This window comes from Stenotrophomonas sp. As-7 (assembly GCF_030291015.1).
Lineage (GTDB): Bacteria > Pseudomonadota > Gammaproteobacteria > Xanthomonadales > Xanthomonadaceae > Stenotrophomonas > Stenotrophomonas lactitubi.
In genome coordinates this window covers 3,144,971-3,166,953 of the sequence record NZ_CP127405.1, presented here as the reverse complement: position 1 = coordinate 3,166,953, position 21,983 = coordinate 3,144,971, and the positions used below count along the sequence as shown (strand labels likewise).

18 protein-coding genes are annotated in these 21,983 nt (G+C 65.9%); 13 read left to right on the top strand and 5 right to left on the bottom strand.

Annotation, left to right across the window (positions count from 1 at the left end):
• The first annotated feature begins 91 nt into the window (after window positions 1–91).
• From QP457_RS14595 to QP457_RS14585, 3 genes are all read left to right on the top strand, one after another.
• The gene (locus QP457_RS14595) at window positions 92–1,240 is read left to right on the top strand and encodes a pyridoxal phosphate-dependent aminotransferase (protein WP_099821180.1); all 1,149 of its coding nucleotides are present in this window, start codon (window positions 92–94) and stop codon (window positions 1,238–1,240) included.
• Window positions 1,241–1,254: 14 nt separating this feature from the next.
• Entirely contained in the window at window positions 1,255–2,061 is an 807-nt protein-coding gene (locus QP457_RS14590) for an amidohydrolase (protein WP_205405984.1), read from the top strand.
• A 105-nt stretch (window positions 2,062–2,166) separates the two neighbouring features.
• Window positions 2,167–2,604, top strand: coding sequence for a hypothetical protein (locus QP457_RS14585; RefSeq protein ID WP_180166407.1), 438 nt, complete (start codon window positions 2,167–2,169; stop codon window positions 2,602–2,604).
• Here the strand turns inward: QP457_RS14585 and QP457_RS14580 are convergent.
• Both QP457_RS14580 and QP457_RS14575 read right to left on the bottom strand, forming a co-directional pair.
• Entirely contained in the window at window positions 2,591–2,884 is a 294-nt protein-coding gene (locus tag QP457_RS14580) for a hypothetical protein (RefSeq protein WP_100460594.1), read from the bottom strand. The genes QP457_RS14585 and QP457_RS14580 overlap by 14 nt on opposite strands.
• 95 nt (window positions 2,885–2,979) lie before the next feature.
• Window positions 2,980–4,107 (bottom strand): MFS transporter, encoded by a 1,128-nt coding sequence (locus tag QP457_RS14575; RefSeq protein WP_205405983.1) that lies wholly within the window; start codon window positions 4,105–4,107, stop codon window positions 2,980–2,982.
• A 45-nt stretch (window positions 4,108–4,152) separates the two neighbouring features.
• On the opposite strand from QP457_RS14575, the gene QP457_RS14570 reads away from it, so the two are divergent.
• A complete protein-coding gene (locus QP457_RS14570; RefSeq protein WP_286040617.1) occupies window positions 4,153–5,031 on the top strand; it encodes a helix-turn-helix transcriptional regulator in 879 nt (292 codons plus the stop codon).
• Between the two features lie 73 nt (window positions 5,032–5,104).
• Here the strand turns inward: QP457_RS14570 and QP457_RS14565 are convergent, their stop codons facing one another.
• Genes QP457_RS14565 through QP457_RS14555 form a run of 3 tightly spaced genes read right to left on the bottom strand, consistent with a single transcriptional unit; the run spans window position 5,105 to window position 8,616 of the window.
• Entirely contained in the window at window positions 5,105–6,832 is a 1,728-nt protein-coding gene (locus QP457_RS14565) for a pseudouridine synthase (RefSeq protein WP_191077875.1), read from the bottom strand.
• Window positions 6,825–7,697 carry an SMC-Scp complex subunit ScpB gene (gene scpB, locus QP457_RS14560; protein ID WP_205405981.1) on the bottom strand — a complete coding sequence of 291 codons (873 nt, stop codon included), beginning with the start codon at window positions 7,695–7,697 and terminating at the stop codon, window positions 6,825–6,827. The genes QP457_RS14565 and scpB overlap by 8 nt, the downstream gene beginning before the upstream one ends.
• A gap of 13 nt (window positions 7,698–7,710) precedes the next feature.
• Window positions 7,711–8,616 carry a ScpA family protein gene (locus QP457_RS14555; protein ID WP_089236191.1) on the bottom strand — a complete coding sequence of 302 codons (906 nt, stop codon included), beginning with the start codon at window positions 8,614–8,616 and terminating at the stop codon, window positions 7,711–7,713.
• Window positions 8,617–8,988: 372 nt separating this feature from the next.
• Here QP457_RS14555 and QP457_RS14550 point away from each other — a divergent pair, with 372 nt between their 5' ends.
• From QP457_RS14550 to QP457_RS14510, 9 genes are all read left to right on the top strand, one after another.
• A complete protein-coding gene (locus QP457_RS14550; RefSeq protein WP_089238010.1) occupies window positions 8,989–9,288 on the top strand; it encodes a YciI family protein in 300 nt (99 codons plus the stop codon).
• The gene (locus QP457_RS14545; RefSeq protein ID WP_100460571.1) at window positions 9,285–9,560 is read left to right on the top strand and encodes a BolA family protein; all 276 of its coding nucleotides are present in this window, start codon (window positions 9,285–9,287) and stop codon (window positions 9,558–9,560) included. Before QP457_RS14550 ends, QP457_RS14545 begins: the two co-directional genes overlap by 4 nt.
• Window positions 9,561–9,724: 164 nt before the next feature.
• Window positions 9,725–10,747 carry a LacI family DNA-binding transcriptional regulator gene (locus QP457_RS14540; protein WP_089238008.1) on the top strand — a complete coding sequence of 341 codons (1,023 nt, stop codon included), beginning with the start codon at window positions 9,725–9,727 and terminating at the stop codon, window positions 10,745–10,747.
• A gap of 76 nt (window positions 10,748–10,823) precedes the next feature.
• Window positions 10,824–13,910, top strand: a complete 3,087-nt coding sequence (locus QP457_RS14535) for a TonB-dependent receptor (RefSeq protein WP_205405980.1) — start codon at window positions 10,824–10,826, stop codon at window positions 13,908–13,910.
• 246 nt (window positions 13,911–14,156) lie between these two features.
• Window positions 14,157–15,761: a glucoamylase family protein gene (locus tag QP457_RS14530; RefSeq protein ID WP_089236188.1), complete on the top strand. Its 1,605-nt coding sequence runs from the start codon at window positions 14,157–14,159 to the stop codon at window positions 15,759–15,761.
• A gap of 4 nt (window positions 15,762–15,765) precedes the next feature.
• On the top strand, window positions 15,766–17,106 hold the full coding sequence (locus QP457_RS14525) for a sugar ABC transporter substrate-binding protein (RefSeq protein WP_205406004.1): 1,341 nt from the start codon (window positions 15,766–15,768) through the stop codon (window positions 17,104–17,106).
• Window positions 17,103–17,984, top strand: a complete 882-nt coding sequence (locus QP457_RS14520; protein WP_089236186.1) for a sugar ABC transporter permease — start codon at window positions 17,103–17,105, stop codon at window positions 17,982–17,984. The genes QP457_RS14525 and QP457_RS14520 overlap by 4 nt, the downstream gene beginning before the upstream one ends.
• A complete protein-coding gene (locus tag QP457_RS14515) occupies window positions 17,981–18,817 on the top strand; it encodes a carbohydrate ABC transporter permease (RefSeq protein WP_089236185.1) in 837 nt (278 codons plus the stop codon). Before QP457_RS14520 ends, QP457_RS14515 begins: the two co-directional genes overlap by 4 nt.
• The gene (locus QP457_RS14510) at window positions 18,814–21,981 is read left to right on the top strand and encodes a discoidin domain-containing protein (RefSeq protein ID WP_205405979.1); all 3,168 of its coding nucleotides are present in this window, start codon (window positions 18,814–18,816) and stop codon (window positions 21,979–21,981) included. Before QP457_RS14515 ends, QP457_RS14510 begins: the two co-directional genes overlap by 4 nt.
• Window positions 21,982–21,983: the final 2 nt, after the last annotated feature.

The window sequence follows — 21,983 nt, the reverse complement described above, 5'->3', positions numbered from 1 at the left end:
CGCCGGGTATGACCCGGCGCTACCGTCGGCGCCGCAGGCCGGGTCGGGATTTCGTACACTTCCAGCCCTTGTTTCCCCACAGCCCAGGCCGATGCAACCGAACACCAAGCTGCCCAAGGTCGGTACCACGATCTTCACCGTGATGTCCCAGCTCGCCGCCGAACATGGCGCGGTCAACCTCGGCCAGGGGTTCCCGGATTTCTCCGCGCCGCAGCGGCTGATCGACGAAACCAGCAAGGCGATGGCCGCCGGCCTGAACCAGTACCCGCCGATGACCGGCGTGGCGCCGCTGCGCCAGGCCATCGCACAGAAGTCGCTGGACCTGTACGGCGCGCAGATCGATCCGGACACCGAGATCACCGTCACCAGCGGCGCCACCGAGGCGATCTTCAACGCCATCCACGCCGTGGTGCGTGCCGGTGAGGAAGTGATCGTGCTCGACCCGGCCTACGACTGCTACGAACCGGCGATCGAACTGGCCGGTGCTACGGCGGTGCATGTGCCGCTGGACCCGCAGACCTTCGCGGTGGACTGGGACCGCGTGCGTGCGGCGATCACCCCGCGCACCCGCCTGCTGATGGTCAACACCCCGCACAACCCGTCCGGCGCGATGCTGGACGAAGCGGACATGCAGGCGCTGGCCGATGTGCTGCGCGGCACGCAGATCTACCTGATCTCCGATGAGGTGTACGAGCACATCATCTACGACGGCCGCCGTCATGAATCGGCACTGCGCTACCCGGAGCTGCGCGAGCGCACCTTCGTCATCTCCAGCTTCGGCAAGACCTACCACTGCACCGGCTGGAAGATCGGCTACGCGGTGGCGCCGCCGGCGATGACCGCTGAATTCCGCAAGGTGCACCAGTACAACACCTTCACCAGTTTCGGCCCGGCGCAGTACGGTTTTGCCGCGATGATCCGCGACGAACCGCAGCACCATCTGGAACTGGGCGCGTTCTATGAAGCCAAGCGCGACCGGTTCCGCGAGCAGCTGGCCGGTACCCGCCTGAAGGCGCTGCCGGTGCCGGGCGGCTACTTCCAGCTGGTCGATTATTCGGCCATCAGTGACCTGCCGGACCACGAGTTCGTGAAGTGGCTGACCATCGAGAAGGGCGTCACCGCCATCCCGCTGTCGCCGTTCTACGAAACCGCGCCGGCCGGCCAGCGCTTGGTGCGCCTGTGCTTCGCCAAGAACGAGGCCACCCTGGACGCGGCGATCGAACGCCTGCGCCTGCTGTGAGCGGAGTAGACGGCATGCAGGACCTGCGCATTTCCCTCGTGCAAGGCGACACCCGCTGGCACGACCCGGCCGGTAACCGCGCCTACTACGGTGCGCTGCTGGCGCCGCTGGCGGGGACCACCGATCTGGTGATCCTGCCGGAAACCTTCACCAGTGGCTTTTCCAACGAAGCCATCGCCCAGGCCGAAGGCATGGACGGCCCGACCGTGGCCTGGGTGCGCGAACAGGCCAAGGCCTTGAACGCGGCGGTGATCGGCAGCGTGCAGCTGCGCGATGGCGAGGGTGTCTACAACCGCCTGCTGTTCGCCACCCCCGACAGTGGCCTGCAGTACTACGACAAGCGCCATCTGTTCCGTTACGGCGGCGAGCACGAGCGCTACGCCGCCGGCCGCGACCGCCTGTGCGTGGAATGGAAGGGTTGGCGGATCAATCCGCAGGTCTGCTACGACCTGCGTTTCCCGGTGTTCTGCCGCAACCGCTACAACGTCGAGCGTGTTGAACAGCTGGACTTCGACCTGCAGATCTTCGTCGCCAACTGGCCGTCGGCGCGCGCCTATGCGTGGAAGACCCTGCTGCGCGCGCGGGCGATCGAGAATCTGTGCTTCGTCGCTGCGGTCAACCGCGTAGGCGTGGACGGCAACCAGCTGCACTACGCTGGCGACAGCGCGGTCATCGACTTCCTTGGCCAGCCGCAGGTGGAGATCCGCGAGCGCGAGCAGGTGGTGACCACCACCATCTCCGCCGAAGCGCTGGCCTCGCACCGTGCACGCTTCCCGGCGATGCTCGATGCCGATGCCTTCCATCTGGATGTGCAGGCCTGATACGGCGGCTGAACGCCTCCCGCCTCACCGCGCGCGCCTGCATCCATCGTGCACGCGCGCGCTGCTAGATTCGCCCACATTCCGACCGATGTGGACGTTCTGCCGATGAATACCAAGCCGTTTGCCCTGCTGCTGGCGCTGGCCACTGCCTCCCTGGCCCCGACCGCGCAGGCCGGTGGCAATCTTGATTGCCAGCTGCGCTACAACCTGTCGGGCTGGTCGCTGATCTACAAGACCGCCTCGGGCAACGGCACCATCCACTGCACCAACGGCGCCAGCATGCCGGTGCGGATCCAACTGAAGGGTGGCGGCCTGACCGTCGGCAAGTCGAAGATCACCGATGGCCGTGGCAGCTTCACCGGCGCCAGCAGCGTCGGCGAGCTGCTGGGCACCTACGCCTCGGTAGGCGCGCACGCGGGTGCAGTGAAGTCCAGCAACGCGCAGGTGATGACCAAGGGCGATATCTCGCTGGCACTGTCCGGCACCGGCAAGGGCTGGGACCTGGGTGTGGACGGCGCGGCGTTCACCATCAGCCGGCGTTGAGCCGGGCCGGCGCGGCTCCTTCCCAGCTGATGCGGATGTAATGCTGCTCGGCATCGCTGGGCAGTCGTTCGACCTCGAAGCCATTCTTCTGCAACTGCGCGACGACGCCCTCGACGAGCCGCTCGCTGGCCAAAGCCTGGCTGAAGCCGAACACGATGTAGCGGCGGCCATTTTCCGACCCCGCCTGGATCGACGTGTCGAGATCGCGGTAGTACTGGTCGACAGGACGCGTAGCGGCATCTGCGTTGGCGCGGGCCTGTTCGGCGGTGATGGTGATCATGGGCATCTGCCTCGTTGGGGAGAGTGCGCACGATAGCCAGTGCATAGGGGGCGATTCCGGAAGCAGCGCACAGCGCATGGCCTTTGCAATAATTCCTAGGCCACAACGGCGCGCGGCCGCTGCAGCCAAAGTGCAAGCAGCCCGCATGCGATGAGCGTCGGTGCCAGCAGCTGCAGTGCACCGACCACGGCCATCGCCACGCCGATCAACAGGTAATAGAGCAGGCCGAACAGCGCGCCTGCGCTGCCGAGGCAATGCGGATAGCCGCACAGGGCCTGGCCGAGCACATTGGGAATGGCCAGGCCGAAGCCGGTCACCACCGGCACCATCGCCACGACCAGAGCGGGTCGATCATGCAGCAGTACAGCCAACAGGCCACCGGCCAGCACCAGCCCCGCGGCGAGTTGGATGCGGGTGGTGGCGCACGCGCCTGCGCGTAGCAGGCGGCCATTGCCCCAGGCGCCCAGCGCCGAACCCAGCGCCAGCAGCGCTCCGCTGGCACCGAACCAGGCCAGCGGCCAGTGCAGTCGCTCGAACACGAAGGGCCCCAGGGCGTACCAGCTGTACATGGCCACGTTGAATGCCATCACCAGCAGCGCCTGTGACCAGATCCAGCGGTCGCAGAGCAGTTGCCGCAGCAGTGGCAGCAGAGGGGTGTGCCCGACGTTGGCAGGGCGGCTCTCGTGCAGGCCGGATGTGCATCCGAGCATCAGCAGTAGGGCAATCAGCAGCAGGCCTGCCTGCACGCCGGCATAGCCATGGGTGGCAACCAGCAACGTCCCCAGTGCCAGCCCGATCGCCGGGCTCAATGCCAGCGCCATGCCGATCCACGAGAACGCCTGCGCCAAGGCCGGCCCCTGCAGGTGATCGCGCAGTACTGTCTGCGTCACCACCGAGGCCGTCGCCGCGCCCAGCGCGGCCAGTGCCTGGGCCAGCAGGACCTGGCCGAACGTGCTGGCCAGCAGGCCTCCGCAGGCCGCCAGTGCGAACACGGCCAGGCCGCCGAGCAGGGCTGGGCGGCGGCCGATACGGTCGGCCAGCCATCCCCACAGCGCGACACCGGCGGCGAAACCGAACAGGTAAAGGCTCATCGCCTGGCTGGCGGCGCCCGGGGGCAGCGCGAAGCGCCCGGCGAGATCGGCCAGGGCGGGGCTGTACAGGGTCTGGGCCAGCTGCGGGAACATCAGCAGCGCGATGGTGAGCAGCAACAGGCGACGCGACATGCGGGCGCTCCGGAATCGGGGCCGCGCATTGTGGTGGCCGGCGCATTGGCGCAAGCTGTCGATCCTGACAGAAAGTGTAGGAAATCGGACATGGCCTGGCTGCAGCCGGATGCGCACTTCGATGCCGATGCCTGGGACGCGCCGGTGCTGGGCATTGCCTCGTCGCTGGCTGATCACGATTCGGGCTGGCATCAGCACGCACGTGCGCAGCTGCTGTACACGCGGCAGGGCTGCACGCGGCTGACTTTTGGTGACCGCATCAGTCTGCTGCCGCCGTCGCGCGCGGCCTGGATCCCTGGCGGCCTGCGCCATCGCGCGCAGATGCGTCAGGCGGTGGACTACCGCTCGCTGTACTTCGATACCACGCTGTCGGCACAGCTGCCGCAGCAGCCGGCAATCATCGGGGTGGGGCCCTTGCTGCAGGCGCTGCTGGAGCCGATCGCGCAGGCACCGTTCGATCACGACTGGCAGGTGCCACGTGCGCACCACCGGCTCGCGCTGTGCTTGCTGGAGATCGCCGCCGCACCGGTAGCGCCGATGGACCTGCCATTGCCGCACGATCCACGCATCGCACGTTGCCTGCCGCTGGCCGAACACCTGCCGCCCGAACTGGGGGAGCTGGCCGCACGTACGGGCTTGAGCGTGCGTACCGTGGGCCGGCTGATGCAGCGCGACACCGGCATGGGCTACCAAGCCTGGCGCCAGCAATGGCGCCTGATGCGGGCGATGGAACTGCTGCTGCTTGGCCATCGCGTCGCACACGTCGCGCAGGACACCGGCTTCTCGGCAGAGAGCCCGTTCATTGCCTTCTTCCGCAGCATGGCTGGCACCACACCCGCCGCCTTCCAGCGCCACGCGAAAGGGGACGGAGGGGATCAAGTCGCTTTCGCCCGTTTGACACACAGTCTGGCAAAAACGACTTGATCCCCTTTGTCCCCTGTTTAAAGAAAAACCCCGGCCGGAGCCGGGGTTTTTCATGTGTCAGCAGTGCGGCCGATCAGCCGCCGCGCGGGCCGCTGCGACGTGGGCCACCCGGGCCACGGTTGCCGCCGGGGCCACCCGGGCCGCGGTTGCCACCCGGGCCGCCGGGACCACGATTGCCACCGGGGCCACCCGGACCGCGATTGCCGCCCGGACCACCCGGACCACGGTTACCACCCGGACGTGCATTCGCATTGCCGCCCGGACGACCGTTGCCGGCCGGACGCGAGGTGCCGTACGGACTGAAGCCGGGATTGGCGTGGTCGGACGGGAAGCTGGGGGCATTGCCCGGATGGCCGTACGGATGCTTGTTGCCCTGGCCCTGCGAGCGGTTGCCCGCACCGGCCGGACGACCCTGGCCGCCGGCGCCACCACGACCTTCTCCACCGTAGCCACCACGACCTTCACCGCCGTAACCGCCGCGACCCTGGCCGCCACCGGCGCCGGCGCCCGGACCCTTCGGCTTGCCGTACGGACGGCCCTGGCCGCCTGCACCTGCACCTGCGCCCGGACCACGGGCACCCGGGCCACGTGCGCCCGGACCGGCATTGCGGTGGCCGCTCGGGCCGGTGCTGACGCCATCAGGCACGTACCAGGTACGGAATGCGGCCGGGTTGCCTTCCGGCAGCGAGCGGTCGTTCTTCGGCGCGCGCTGTTTGAACGGGCGCTGCGCCTGCTTGGCTGCGGCTTCACCGCTGACCGTCAGGCCGCCCTTGAAACCGCCGCCACCCTTGCCGCCGCGACCGCGGCCGCGGTCTTCGCGGACGTTGTCGAAGCGACGCAGTTCGCGACCTTCATCGGCGGTGTTGTGCCCGTTGACGTAGGCGTTGCCGCGGCCACCTTCGCGCACGCGCACGGTGGTCTTGGCGGCACGACGCTGGCCGATCACCGGCTGCAGGGTCAGGGCCGACGGCGCGCCTTCTTCCAGCTTCAGTTCGGCGCGCAGCGCTTCGACCTGGCTGCCCGGCAGTTCGACGGACTGGCCGCGGGCCAGTTCGCGCGGCAGGCTGACCTTGCCGTAGCGGGTGCGCTTGAGGCGGCTGACCTGGCAGCCCTGCGATTCCCACAGGCGGCGCACTTCGCGGTTGCGGCCTTCCTTCACCACGACGCGGAACCAGTCGTGCGAATCGGTGCCGCCGATGCGTTCGATCTCATCGAACTTGGCCGGGCCATCTTCCAGCGCGACACCACGGGTGAGGCGGTCGACGACGGCGTCAGGCACCTTGTCCTCGCCTTCCGGGGCACGCACGCGCACCACGTACTCGCGCTCGACCTCGAACGAGGGGTGCATCATGGCGTTGGCCAGCTCACCGTCGGTGGTCGCCAGCAGCAGGCCGGTGGTGTTGATGTCCAGGCGGCCGACGGCGATCCAGCGGGCACCCTTCAGCGCCGGCAGGGATTCGAACACGGTCGGGCGGCCTTCCGGGTCTTCGCGGGTGGTTACTTCGCCTTCCGGCTTGTTGTAGACCAGCACACGCGACGGTTCGGCCAGCGCGGTGGCGACGAAGCCGCGACCGTCGAGCTCGATCTTGTCACCGCTCTTGACCGACATGCCGGTCTGCGCGACTTCACCGTTGACCTTGACCAGGCCTTCAGCGATGCGCTGTTCCAGCGCACGACGCGAGCCGAGGCCGGCCTGGGCCAGGACCTTGTGCAGGCGTTCTTCCAGCTTGAACTGTTCGGACGTGGCTTCGCGCTTGAGCGAAAGCTTGTTCAACGAGGGCTTGCGGGGGGTGTCACTCATCAGTTTTGCTCCGGCCGACGGTTTCGAGGTCGGCCTCTGGTTCGGAATCGGCTTGGTCAACAGCCACGGTCGTCTTCGCGACGGCGTTGTCTTCGCGTTCGTTCACTGTCACCGCGCGCTCGCCCGGCGCGGAATCGGGGTGCCCATCATCGGAGGGCGAAGGTGCTTGCTCATCGTCGGCCGCCGCAGGACGTGCGTCGGCAGAATCAGGGGTGTCGCCAGCGGTGATGCTGGTGTCGTCATTTGCAGCGGTATCCGGGTCGGCGCTCACGTCCGGGCCGTCGGCACTGGCGACCGGCGGTGCGTCGCGATCCAGCGCCAGCTGCGGTTCCAGGTCGCCCAGGTCCTTCAGCTCGGAAAGGGGCGGCAGTTCGTCCAGGCGTTTCAGCCCGAAGTAGTCCAGGAAGCCCTTGGTGGTGCCGAACAGGGCCGGCTTGCCGGGTACGTCGCGGTGGCCGACCACGCGGATCCACTCGCGCTCTTCCAGCGCCTGGATGATGTTACTGCTGACCGCCACGCCGCGCACCTGCTCGATCTCGCCACGGGTGATCGGTTGCCGGTAGGCGATCAGTGCCAGCGTTTCCAGGGTGGCGCGGGTATAGCGGGTCTTGCGTTCGGTCCACAGCCGGCTGATCCAGCCATGTACTTCGGCAGTCACCTGGTAGCGGAAGCCGGAGGCCACCTCCACCAGTTCCACGCCACGGTCCTGGCAGCTCTCGCGCAGCCGTTCCAGCGCACGTTCGATGCTGCCAGGCGGCGCCGGCTCATCTTCCGGGAACAGGTCCTTCAGCTGGGCCAGGGTGAGCGGCTGGCTGGAGGCCAGCAGCGCACCTTCGACAATGCGGTTGATCAGCGTTTGATCCATCGGCAGTCAGCGCTCACTCGTTTTCATTGGCGGCGTCGTTGTCGTCGAATTCGCTGCTGAACTGCAGCGGGGCATTGGTGTTGCCGGCGGCCAGGGACTTCACGTAGATCGGCGCCAGCGGTTCTTCCTGCACGAGGTCCAGCAGCTGCTCCTTGGCCAGTTCCAGCACGGCCAGGAACGTGACCAGCACGCCCAGCTTGCCTTCTTCGGCGGTGAACAGGTTTTCAAAACGGTAGAACCTGCCGTCTTCAAGCCGTCCCAGCACTTCGCCCATGCGCTGCCGGACACTCAGCGCCTCGCGCTTGATCGCGTGGCCGGTGAACAGCTCGGCGCGCTTGAGCACGTCGTGCAGCGCCATCAGCATTTCCTTCAGGTCCACCGGCGGCGGCAGCTTCACTGCGGCGCGCTCGGGCATGAAGGCATGCGCCACACTGGTGTCACGGTCCTGCCGGGGCAGGGCATCGATATCCTCGGCGGCCTGCTTGAAGCGTTCGTACTCCTGCAGCCGTCGCACCAGCTCCGCACGCGGATCGGCTTCCTCGCCCTCCACGCTGGGGGGACGGGGCAGCAGCATGCGCGACTTCACTTCCGCCAGGATCGCCGCCATCACCAGGTACTCGGCGGCAAGCTCGAAGCGCAGCTCGCGCATCACGGTGATGTATTCCACGTACTGCCGGGTGATCTCGGCCACGGGGATGTCCAGCACGTCCAGGTTCTGCCGGCGGATCAAATACAGCAGCAGGTCCAGCGGTCCTTCAAAGGCGTCCAGGATGACTTCCAGCGCATCCGGCGGGATGTACAGGTCCTGCGGAATCTGCAGGACCGGTTGCCCATGCACCACGGCCAGCGGCATTTCCTGCTGCTGGGGGGCGGGCGGCCGGGTTGGCGTGTTCGCGTCGAGCGCGAGTTCGGAAGTCATCTAATGGAGATCAGGATTGCAACGGACCAGTCGCGGCAGCTGGCATACCGGGCAACTGCCACGGACCGCCAGGACACCAGGCGCGCCTGTCTCGGCGCGGTTCCACACATCAAACAACAGGACGCTCCGCAGGACACGGCAGCGACAGGACTACGGGAGGTCGTCTACGGGGCCCGGTCATGTGGACCGGTTCGAAGCAGCGGGTCGGTCGTCGGGGGCTGCGTTGGCCGCAAAAACCGACGGGCTGCTGCATCCAGCCACGTGCAATGGTTGCTAGGGTAAGCCTTTGCCGCGCCAGTGTCCAGCCGAGGCCGGGCAGGGGGCGGGATTGGCTAGAATCGCTTCACCAGCAACGCGAGCGAGGAAATGCCGGTGTGGTATGTGATTGAAGGTTACGACGGCCAGGATGTACTGGCCCAGCGGCTGCAGGCGCGGCCCGAGCACCTGGCGCGGTTGACCGCACTGCGCGATGAAGGCCGCCTGCTTCTGGCGGGGCCGTGTCCGGCGATCGACAGCGAAGACCCGGGCCCGGCAGGGTTCAGTGGCTCGGTGGTGATTGCCAGCTTCGATTCGCTGCCGCAGGCCCAGGCCTGGGCCGATGCCGACCCCTACGTCGCCGCAGGCGTCTACGTGCGGGTGCAGGTGCGTCCGTTCCGCAAGGTGCTGCCGTGAACGCGAAACGGATCGAGCAGATTCGTGATGCGCTGCAGCAAGCGCTGGCCCCCAGCGTGCTTGAGATCGAAGACGACAGCCATCGCCATGCAGGCCACGCCGGAGCGCGCGATGGTCGTGGCCATTTCAACGTGCACGTGGTCAGCGAGCGCTTCGCGGGAATGGCTCCGCTGGCCCGTCATCGCGCGGTCTACGCGGCGCTGGGCACCCTGATGGAAACCGACATCCACGCGTTGTCCATACGCGCACACACCCCGTCAGAGCAGGGCTGAAACCCTGTCCCGAGCTGTCCTGGCAGGTCCGTCGAGGGGCCTGCCAAGGACAGATTTCTGTGTCCGTTTAGGGACATTCGCCTAACGGACTGTTTACAAGCGCAGATGGAAACGCTTACATTCCGCGCCATTGCTGGTAGATCCAAGCCGTGGAGGGCGGCTTCGTGAACAAAGCAGCCATAACAATCAAAGACGTCGCCCGTGAAGCCAAGGTCTCTGTGGCCACCGTTTCGCGCGCGCTCAACGGGCATGAAAATGTCGCCGAACCGGTCCGCCAGCTTGTGCTGGAGGTGGCCGCACGGCTGCGTTACACCCCGCACGCCGCCGCCCGCAGCCTGAGCAGCCGCCGCACCAATACGGTGGGCGTGGTGCTTCCAGACCTGTACGGCGAATTCTTCTCCGAACTGATGCGTGGCATCGACAACGTCGCCCGCAGCCGGCGCCAGCACCTGCTGGTGTCGAGCTATCACGGCGACCAGGAGCAGCAGGGCGCAGCCCTGCGTGCCATGCGCGGCCGGGTCGACGGTCTGCTGGTGCTCTCACCCTATGCCGAGAGCCCGGGGTTCCTGACCGACAACCTGCCGCAGGCATTGCCGACGGTACTCATCAACACCTACCTGCCTGGGCAGGACCATCCGGTGTTGAGCATCGATGACCACGCCGGGGCGATGGCGATGACCCGCCACCTGCTCGACGCCGGCCATCGGCGCATTGCATTCATTTCTGGCCCGGACCTCAACTTCGACGCGCGTGAGCGCCTGCGCGGCTTCCGTGATGCGCTGGCGGCTTTTGGCGGTGGCGCCGAGGGGATCGAGTTGCCCGGTGATTTCGACGAAGCTTCCGGCCATCGCGCCGGTCAGGAGTTGCTGGCAGCCGGCACGCTGCCCGATGCCGTATTCGCCGCCAACGACATGATGGCCCTGGGTTGCCTGTATGCCTTCGCGCAGGCAGGTGTCCATGTGCCCTCCGATGTCGCCCTGGCCGGTTTCGATGACATTCCGCTTGCGCGTTTCGTCCACCCGTCGCTGACCACCATGCAGGTCAGCATCGCCGAGCTGGGCGATCGGGCGATGTCGCGTTTGCTGCAGTTGATGGACGGCACCTCCACGGATGGGACAGGGGACAAGCAGACCCTGGTCCCGCGCCTGATTGTTCGCGATTCCACCACTCCGCCATCCGGCCATTGAAGCCAGAGGCGTTCCTTCTTTTTTGATTGATCGCAGGTGCCGCGCAAGCGGTCACCGCCACCCGGAGATTGAGTTGATGATGCATTCCACGATCCGCACGCCGGCGCGCCGGCTGCTGAGCACCGCCCTGGTCAGCTGCCTGATGCTGGCCGCCGCCCCGAACGTCATGGCGCAGTCGGCCAACGCCAGCCTGCGTGGCCAGGTGTCCGGCGCGCAGGCCGGTGCCGAAGTCACCGCCACCAACATCGCCACCGGTACCGTGCGTCGCGGCACCGTGCGCGCCGACGGCAGCTATTCGCTGATGGGCCTGGACCCGGGCACCTACAATGTCGTTGCCAACGGCCAGACCCAGAAGATCACCGTTACCGTCGCTTCGACCGCGACGCTGAACTTCAGCGAGGCGGCTGCTGGTGGTACCGGCACGACCGCCGCCACCAACCTGGACACCGTCAACGTCGTCGCGCCGACCCTGCTGCAGGAAGTGCGCACCTCCGAAGTCGGCAAGACCGTCAGCCTGCAGCAGATCCAGACCACCCCGCAGGTGTCGCGCAACTTCCTGGAGTTTGCCGACGCCGTGCCGGGCATGATCTTCACCCGCGATGCCAAGGGCAACACCTCGCTGCGCGGCGGCGCCACCAACTCCGACGGCACCAACGTCTATATCGACGGCGTGGGCCAGAAGAGCTACGTCAAGGGCGGTGGTATCTCCGGCCAGTCCGGCAGCGCCGGCAATCCGTTCCCGCAGCTGGCCATCGGCGAGTACAAGGTCATCACCGGCAACTACAAGGCCGAGTACGGCCAGGTTTCCAGTGCCGCGATCACTGCAGCGACCAAGTCCGGTACCAACGAGTTCAAGGGTGAAACCTTCTACCGTTACACCAACGACAGCATGCGTGCGATGACCCCGGCCGAGCGCCAGCCGGGCAAGAGCAAGGAAGAGTCGGCAGAGAAGGAATACGGTTTCGCCCTGGGCGGCCCGATCATCCAGGACAAGGCCCACTTCTTCGTCACCTATGAAGCCAAGCGCTTCGACCTGCCGGTGACCATCGCGCCGGACGGCGCAGTGACCCCCTCGGCCGCCAACCTGCCGGCTGACGGTGCCGCCGGTCTTGGCCCGGCCAGCCAGCCGTTCCAGCAGGACCTGATCTTCGCCAAGATCGACTTCGAGCCGACCGACAACGATCGCATCGAACTGACCTTCCAGGACCGCGACGAAACCCAGCAGCAGTTCAGTGGCCAGACCGCCAAGGTGCACGGCAAGGTCGTGGACAACACCGACCGTCGTTACGCCCTGCGCTGGAACCACAGCGGTGAGCGTTTCTACAACGAGTTGATGGTGACCCACGAGGAAGCCTTCAACAACCCGCTGCCGTTGAACTACGGCAACGGCATCATCTACACCGCACCGGATTTTGGTGACTCCGACGCCAACCGTCCGCAGGAGAAGACCCTCGTCCAGGTCGGCGCGGCAGATGCCTTCGCCTCGCAGGTGAAGGGCCAGAAGGGCTGGGCGATCGAGGACAACCTGACCCTCGATGGTCTGCAGTGGGCCGGTGACCACACCATCAAGATGGGTGCCAAGTACAAGCAGATCGATCTGTACGCCTCCGACGCGGCGCAGATCAATCCGCAGTTCTCCTACACCATCGACAACCCCGCCTTCCCGTCCGGCACCCCGTACAAGGCGCAGTTCACCAAGGCCAGCACCGGCGTCACCGGCGTGCAGTCTGAAGTGCGCGCCAAGGTCAAGCAGATCGGTCTGTTCATCCAGGATGACTGGCAGGTCAACGACCACCTGCAGCTGAACATCGGCCTGCGCTGGGATTACGAGAAGAATCCGATCTACACCGATTTCGTGACCCCGCCGGAGGTTGTGAAAGCACTGTTCTCGCAGGATCCGAACGCGCCGGCAGGCGTCTCCCAGACCTACGCCGAAACCCTCGCGCGCAGCGGTCTGGACGTCAACGACTACATCAGCACCGGTCGCAACCGCAAGAACTTCAAGAATGCATGGCAGCCGCGCCTGGGCTTCTCGTATGACGTCAACGCCGACGAGCAGCACGTGTTCCACGGTGGCGCCGGCCGTTCCTATGATCGCGATCTGTTCGACAACCTGGCACTGGAAACCACCAAGCTGGCACTGCCGCAGCCGACCGTGTTCTTCCGCAACCCGGCCACCGGCAACTGCATGTATGGCCAGACCCCGTGTTTCGACTGGAACCCGAACCTGCTGAACGGCATCGAGAACGTGCAGGCGCTGCTGGGTTCCACCAGCAACGAAGGCATGGAAGTCGATCTGCTGAACAACAACATGAAGGTGCCCTACGCTGACCAGTTCAGCCTGGGCATGAGCAACCAGTTCGGCGAGTGGCTGACCGATGCCACGATCTCGCGCACGCTGACCTATGACGGCTTCGCCTTCACCCTGGGCAACCGCTTCAACAACGGCAATTTCTTTGACAACCAGATGCTGTGTGGCGCCAAGGAGCCGACCTATGGCCAGCCGTGGAACTGCAACATCCCGGGCTTCGGCAGCCTGATCATCGGCCAGCAGGGCATCAAGACCCGTTCCACCCAGATTTTGCTGTCGGCGCAGAAGCCGTACACCAAGGAAAGCGGTTGGGGCACCTCGATCGCCTACACCTGGACCAATGCGCGCCACAACCGCAACATCAACGAGCACTACTCGTTCGATCGCGGCACCATCGGCGAGTACCCGACCATCAAGTCCAATGGCGCGCCGCGTCATCGCCTGGTGGTCACCGGTTCGTATGACGGCTTCTGGGGCATCACCTTTGGCGGCAAGCTGACCCTGGCTACGCCGACCCCGGGCAACGACTGGTCCTGCATCGCCCAGGCCGGCAATTCGAACTGCATGCCGACCCCGGCTGCCGGCACCCCGTCGGGCAATGGCCACTTCCTGCTCGGCGGCAAGATCTTCGGCTACCGCTCGCTGGACCTGCAGGCGACCAAGACCTTCAAGCTGGCCGGCGATACCGAGCTGTATGCCCGTATCGACATCATCAACGTGCTCAACTTCGACAACTTCTCGAACCTGAACTACGTGAAGCAGGACGGCACGCTGCTGGTGAGCTACAACGAGACCGGCGACGTCATCGGTACTCCGCGCCAGGTCAAGGCCGAAGTGGGCTTCCGCTTCTAAGCGGAACGCCTGATGCAGCATCACGGAGCCATCGGTTCGCCGATGGCTCCGGCTTCAACGGCAATGGCCGGCCTCCGGGCCGGTCCATTGCCCACGCCATTGCCAGACAGGGGGCAATGGCGTGGGCAATGACCGCGGTGTCATCGACCACGTTTCCGTGGTTTTTTAAGACCGCACTTTGTAAACGATTTCAGGTCATTGGACGTTATGCTCTTTCATCGATCAGCCCACCGGAGGAACCGCGCCATGCAGGCACGCCACCTGATGACCGCCGCTGCGATGACCCTGGCCATCGCCGCCTGCAAACCGGCCCAGCAGGAGCCTGCCAAGCCGCGCCCGCCGGTGATCCTGATCGAGGCCGACGCACCGCCTCGGCCGATGAAGCCTGAGCTGCCGCCGCTGTTCGATGACCTCGAGCGCCGCACCTTCCAGTTCTTCTGGGATACCACCAACGAGATCAACGGCCTCACCCCGGACCGCTATCCGTCGCGGCCGTTTGCCAGCATCGCTTCGGTCGGCTTCGCCCTGACCGCCTATCCGATCGGCATCGAGAACGGCTGGGTCAGCCGCAACCAGGCGATCGACCGCACCCTGACCACCCTGAAGTTCTTCCGCGACGTGCCGATGGGCCCGCAGCGCACCGGCAAGGCCGGCTACAAGGGTTTCTACTACCACTTCCTGGACATGCAGGAAGGGCGCCGCTACGACAGCTGGGTGGAACTGTCCTCGGTGGACACCGCGTTGCTGATGATGGGCGTGCTGTTCGCGCAGTCGTACTACGATGGCGACGATCCGCGCGAGAAGGAAATCCGGCAGATCGCCGACACCCTGTACAAGCAGGTCGACTGGCCGTGGCTGCAGCAGCGTGCGCCGCTGATCTCGATGGGCTGGTTCCCCGAGAACGGCTTCATCGACCATGACTGGATGGGCTACAACGAGGCGATGATGGTCTACATCCTTGCCCTGGGTTCGCCCAGCCATCCGGTCAGTCCGGATGCGTGGACGGTGTGGACGCGCACCTACGACAACGACTGGGGCGTCTACCAGGGCCAGGAATACCTGTCCTTCGGCCCGCTGTTCGGCCACCAGTACAGCCACGTCTGGATCGATTTCCGCGACATCCAGGATGCCTACATGCGCGAGCGTGGCAGCACCTACTTCCTCAACAGCCGTTCGGCCGCGCTGGCCCAGCGTGAGTACGCCATCGCCAATCCGATGAACTGGAAGGAGTACGGCGAGAACGTGTGGGGCCTGACCGCCAGTGATGGTCCGCAGAACACCACCCAGGAATACCGCGGCGAGCAGCGCCAGTTCCGCCATTACTCTTCGCGCGGCGCAGGCCTGCGCGAGAATTTCGATGACGGCACGATCGCGCCAACCGCCGCGATCTCCTCGGTCGTGTTCGCGCCCGAGGAAGTGATCCCGGCGACGCTGGAGATGCACAAGCGCTACGGCGACTACATCTACTCCAGCTATGGCTTCCTGGATTCGTTCAATCCCAGTTTCAACTACGACATCCCGATCAAGACCGGGCGCGTGGTGCCTGATCGCGGCTGGGTCGCCAGCGACTACATCGCCATCGACCAGGGCCCGATCCTGACCATGATCGCCAACTACCGCAATGACTTCGTCTGGGATGTGATGAAGAAGAACCCGTACATCCGCAAGGGCCTGGAACGGGCGGGCTTCAGTGGTGGCTGGCTGGCGCCGGAAGGTTCCTTCCAGCCGCTGGAGCTGCAGAAGGATGAGAAGGCCGCAGCGGCACGTGCGGTCGGTATCGCTGAATCACGTGCGGCCGCCGCGCAGGAACAGAAAAACAATGCCAACCGCAACACCGGCCAGGGGAAGTAACAAGGTGCACGACTGGAAACACCGCCTGCGACGCTGGGCATTGCCTGCACTGGCCGCGCTGGTCATGGCCGGCTGTGCCCGCCCCGAGCAGGGCACCACCACCGTGCGCTTCTGGGCGATGGGCCGCGAGGCCGAAGTGGTCAGCGAGCTGATCCACGAATTCGAAGCGGAGAACCCCGGCATCAAGGTCGATGTGCAGAACATCCCGTGGACGGCCGCGCACGAGAAGCTGCTGACCGCGTTCGCCGCCGATGGCCTGCCCGACGTATGCCAGCTCGGCAACACCTGGGTGCCCGAGTTCGCCGAACTCAACGCGCTGACGCCGTTGCAGCCGTTCGTGCAGCGCTCGACCGTGGTCGATCCGAAGGACTATTTCCAGGGCATCTGGGATACCAACGTGATCCACGACGAGCTGGTCGGCGTGCCGTGGTACGTCGATACCCGCCTGATCTACTACCGCAAGGACCTGTTGGCCAAGGCCGGCTTCAACCACCCGCCGCGCACCTGGGCGGAATGGAACGAGCAGATGGCCGCGATCAAGCGCATGCAGGGCCCGAACCGTTATGCCGTGCTGATGCCGATCAACGAGTTCGAGCAGCAGCTGTCGCTGGCGCTGCAGCAGCCCGATCCGCTGCTGCGCGACGATGACACCCGCGGCAATTTCTCCAGCCCCGGCTTCCGTCGCACGCTCGGTTTCTACGCCAACATGTTCGAGCAGGGCTGGGCGCCGAAGATGTCCGAGACGCAGATCTCCAACGTCTGGGATGAATTCTTCCGCGGCTTCAACGTGTTCTACATCTCCGGCCCGTGGAACATCCGCGAGTTCAAGAAGCTGCAGCCGAAGGAGCTGGAAGGGCAGTGGGGCACCGCCGCGCTGCCGGGCCCGGAGGGTCCGGGCGCGGGCATCGCCGGTGGCACCAGCCTGGTGATCTTCCGCAAGTCGCAGCAGAAGGAAGCCTCCTGGAAGCTGATCGAGTTCCTGTCGCGGCCGGCAATCCAGGCGCGCTTCCACGCGATCATCGGCGACCTGCCGCCGCGCCGCAGCACCTGGAACGCGCCGTCGCTGGCCAACGATCCGCTTGCCGCCGCGTTCCGCGACCAGCTGGAGCGGGTCAAGCCGACCCCGAAGGTGCTCGAATGGGAGCGTATCGTGCAGGAAATGCGCATCGTCACCGAACAGGTGGTGCGCGGTGGCCTGCCGCAGGACAAAGCCGTGGCCGAACTGGACCAGCGCGTGGACAAGGTGCTGGCCAAGCGTCGCTGGATGCATGAACAACAACGCCTGCAGCGCAGCGCACCCCCCTCGGGTTCGACCAGTGCAGTCGCGGCCGGGAGCCCGCAATGAAACGTTCTTCCCTTGCTGGCTGGATCTTCGCCGGCCCCTCGCTGATCGTGCTTGGTGTGTTCTTCGGCCTGCCGGTAGCCTCGGCGTTGGCGCTGAGCGTGACCGACTTTGACCTGTACGCGCTGGCCGACAGCAGCAACCTGCGCTTCGTGGGCCTCGGCAATTACATCGACCTGCTGCAGACGCCGATGTTCTGGAAGTCGCTGTGGAACACCACGTATTTCGTGGTGATCGGCGTGCCGTTGTCGATCGGCGTATCGTTGGGCGCGGCGATGCTGCTCAATGCCCCGGCGGCACGCTTCAAGGCGCTGTTCCGCACGGCGCTGTTCGCCCCGGTGGTGACCACGCTGGTGGCAGTGGCAGTGATCTGGCGCTACCTGTTCCACACCAGCTACGGTCTGGTGAATTACGGCCTCGGCCACCTGGGCATCAGCCCGATCGACTGGCTGGGCGACCCCAACTGGGCGATGCCGACCATCATGCTGTTCGCGGTGTGGAAGAACTTCGGCTACAACATGGTGATCTTCCTCGCCGGCCTGCAGGCGATCCCGCATGACCTGTACGAGGCCGCGCGCATCGATGGCGCCTCGCGCTGGAAGCAGTTCCTGCACATCACCCTGCCGATGCTCGGCCCGGTGCTGCTGGTGGTCGGGGTGATCACCGTGTCCGGTTACTTCCAGCTGTTTGCAGAACCTTACGTGATGACCCGCGGCGATCCACTGCAGAGCACCGTCAGCGTGCTGTATTTCATGTTCGAGGAAGGCTTCAAGTGGTGGAACCTGGGACGCGCCTCGGCTGTGGCGTTCCTGCTGTTCCTGATCATCCTGGCGGTGACCACCGTGATGCTGCGCTTTGGCCGCAAGAGGCAGTTGGTATGAGTCGTGAAATCGGCCAGTCACGCTGGCACCCGTGGATGATCAACGGCGCGCTGCTGGTGCTGGCCCTGGTCAGCCTGGCACCATTGCTGTGGATGCTGTCGGTCTCGTTCATGCCGCAGGGCGAGGCCACCCACTTCCCGCCGCCGCTGCTGCCGTCCAGCATCACCACGCACAACTACACGGAGCTGTTTGCGCGCACCGGCATGGGCGGCAACTTCGCCAACAGCCTGCTGGTGTCGCTGGCGATCACCCTCGGTTCGCTGCTGCTCAACACGATGGCCGGCTACGCCTTCGCCAAGCTCAACTTCGTCGGTCGTGAGCGCCTGTTCCAGGTGCTGATGGCGGCGCTGGTGATCCCGGCGCAGGTGGCGATGCTGCCGCTGTTCCTGCTGATGAAGCAGCTGGGCCTGGTCAACAGTTTCGGCGGCGTGATCGTGCCGGCGCTGGCCAGCGTGTTCGGCATCTTCCTGGTGCGCCAGTACGCCCGCTCGATTCCCGATGAGCTGCTGGAAGCGGCGCGCATCGACGGGGCGGGGGAGCTGCGGATCTTCTTCCAGATCGTGCTGCCGATGCTGAAGCCGGTGCTGGTGACGCTGGCGATCTTCACCTTCATGGGCGCATGGAACGATTTCATGTGGCCACTGATCGTGTTGACCGACCAGGAGCACTACACTTTGCCGGTGGCGCTGGCCACCCTCTCGCGCGAACACATCATGGACGTGGAAATGATGATGGCCGGCGCGGTGGTCACCGTGGTTCCGGTGCTGGCGCTGTTCCTGGTGCTGCAGCGGTACTACATCCAAGGATTGTTGCTGGGGAGCGTGAAGGGATGAAGCGTGCGATCGCCGTTGGACTGGGCCTGTTGTGGTCTTCCCTGGCGATCGCCGCACCACCGGCGCTGCCCGCGCCGAAGGTGCTGGATGATTTCGACGACATCAGCGCATGGAAGCTGGTGTTGTCCGACCAGGTCAGCGGCTCGCTGCGGCCGGTCAGTGGCGCCGGCGGTGGCCGCGCGCTGTGCCTGGATTACGACTTCCATGAGGTCTCCGGCTACGTCGGCATCCGTCGCCCGCTGAACATCGAGTACCCGGCCAACTACCGTTTCGGTTTCCAGCTGCGCGGTGATTCGCCGGCCAACGACCTGCAGTTCAAGCTGATCGACGCCAGCGGCGACAACGTGTGGTGGGTCAACCGCCCCGGCTACGCCTTCCCCAAGGCGTGGACGCCGGTGGAGTACCGGCGGCGGCAGATCGACAAGGCCTGGGGGCCATCGCCAGAGAAGGACATGGCGCGCAGCGCGTCGATGGAATTCACGATCTACAGCAAGGTCGGCGGCCGTGGCACGGTGTGCTTCGACAAGCTGACCCTGCAGGGCCTGCCCGCGCAGGATGATTCGGCGCTGCGGCCCTCGGTGATCGCCGATACCGCAACCGCGCTGCAGGACCGGATGATCGACGGCAAGTCCGATACCTTCTGGATCAGTGGCGGGGTCAAGCAGCAGACCATCAGCCTGGACCTGCACAAGAGCCGCGAGATCGGCGGTGCGGTGATCGACTGGCTGCCGGACCTGGAAGCGAACCGCTATACCGTGCGTACCTCCGAGGACGGTCGTGACTGGCGTACCGTGCGCGAAGTGACCGCCGGTGCCGGCGGCCGTGACTGGCTGGCACTGCCCGACACCGATGCACGCTACGTCCGTTTCGACCTGCAGGGCGGACCGAACTGGCGCTACGGCATCCGTGACATCACCCTGAAGCCGCTGGCGTTCGCCGCGACTCCCAATGCCTTCCTGTCCTCGGTGGCGGCCGACCTGCCGCGTGGCACATTGCCGCGCGCCTACGTCGGCGAGCAGCCGTACTGGACCCTGTTGGGCCTGGACGGTGGCCAGGAACAGGCATTGATCAGTGAGGACGGCGCACTGGAGCCGGCCAAGGGCAGCTTCAGCATCGAGCCGTTCATCCGCCTCGACGGCAAGCTGCTGGATTGGGCCGACGTTGCCATCACCCAGTCGCTGCAGGATCGCTACCTGCCGATCGCCACGGTCGACTGGGTGCACGAGAAGGCCGGCCTGTCGGTGACCAGCTTCGTGCAGGGCACGCCCGAACGCGCGCAGCTGATCGGGCGTTACCGCTTGAGCAACCCGGACAAGGTCGCGCACGAATACACCCTGGCACTGGCGATCCGCCCGTGGCAGGTCAATCCGCCCACGCAGTTCCTCAACACGGTGGGCGGCTTCAGCCGCATCGACAGCGTGGACGTGGGCGAGCAGCTGGTGCGCATCAATGGCGAACCGCGGCTGTATCCCCTGCAGGTGCCGGATGCGCGCTTTGCCAGCAGTTTCGACGGCAAGCTGGATGCGATGCACCTGGCCAGCGGCAAGCTGCCCGCCACCACCGCCGTGAAGGATCCGACCGGCATGGCGTCCGGCGCACTGCTGTACACGATCAAGCTCGAACCCGGGCAGAGCCGCGAGGTGGCGATCGTGCTGCCGCAGACCGGCAGCTGGGCGCCGCAGGCGCTGGACGTGGCCAAGGCACAGCAGCAGGTTGCGGCAATGTGGCGCGACAAGCTGGGTGCTGTGACCCTGCAGGTGCCGGCTGCCGGCCAACCGCTGGTGGAAACCCTGCGCACCGCGGTGGCGCACATGCTGATCTCGCGGGTCGGCCCGCGCCTGCAGCCGGGTACGCGCTCGTACGCGCGCAGCTGGATCCGCGATGGCGCGATGATCTCCGAAGGCCTGCTGCGGATGGGCCGCAGCGATGCCGTGCGCGACTACGTGACGTGGTACGCGCCCTATCAGTTTGAGAATGGCAAGGTGCCGTGCTGTGTCGATGCGCGTGGCAGCGATCCGGTGCCGGAGAACGACAGCCATGGCGAGCTGATCTACAACATCGCCGAATACGGCCGTTACACCGGCGACACCGCCTTCCTCGAGCAGATGTGGCCGCACGTGCTGGGCGCCTACAGCTACATGGAACAACTGCGCGGCAGCGAGCGCACCGAGGAGAACCGTGCGCGCAATCCTGCCTTCTACGGGATGATGCCGGCCTCGATCAGCCACGAGGGCTATTCGGCCAAGCCGATGCATTCGTACTGGGACAACTTCTGGGCGCTGCGTGGCTACAAGGATGCCGCGCAGCTGGCGGCGCAGCTGGGCAAGGTCGAGGCGATGCAGATCAGCGAATCGCGCGATCAGTTCCGTGATGACCTGCAGGCCTCGCTGCTGGCGGCCATGCAGCAGCATCGCATCGACTACCTGCCGGGTTCGGCCGAGCTGGGTGACTTCGACGCCACCTCCACCACGATTGCGTTGGCACCGGGCGGCGAGCAGGGGCGGTTGCCGCAGGAGGCGCTGGACGCAACCTTCCAGCGCTACTGGAATGAATTCGTCGCGCGCCGCGATGGCAAGCGCGAATGGAAGGACTACACGCCGTACGAATGGCGCAACGTCGCCGCGTTCGTGCGCCTAGGCTGGCGTGATCGTGCCTGGCAGGCCACCGAGTTCTTCTTCAAGGATCGCGCGCCGCAGGCCTGGAACCAGTGGGCCGAGGTGGTCTCGCGTACGCCGCGCAAGCCGTTCTTCGTGGGTGACCTGCCGCATGCCTGGGTGGCCTCGGACTTCGTCCGTTCGGCGCTGGACATGTTCGCCTACAACCGCGATGCGGATGAGGCACTGGTACTCGCCGCCGGTATCCCGGTGGCGTGGCTGCAGGGCGAAGGCATCGCCGTGCAGGGCCTGCGCACGCCGCAGGGGCAGCTCAACTATCGCCTGCAGCGCAGCGACAAGCAGCTGGTGCTGGACGTGCAACCCGGGCTGGTACCACCCGCCGGCGGCGTGGTGCTGCCATGGCCGTATGCAGGCGAACCCGGCCAGGCGACGGTCAATGGCGAGACGGTGGAATGGATCAACAACGAGCTGCATGTGCACCAGTTGCCGGCACGGGTCGAGATCGACGTGCCCAGCGCAGTGCGCCGCGCCGAACGCAAGGAAAAGTAAGC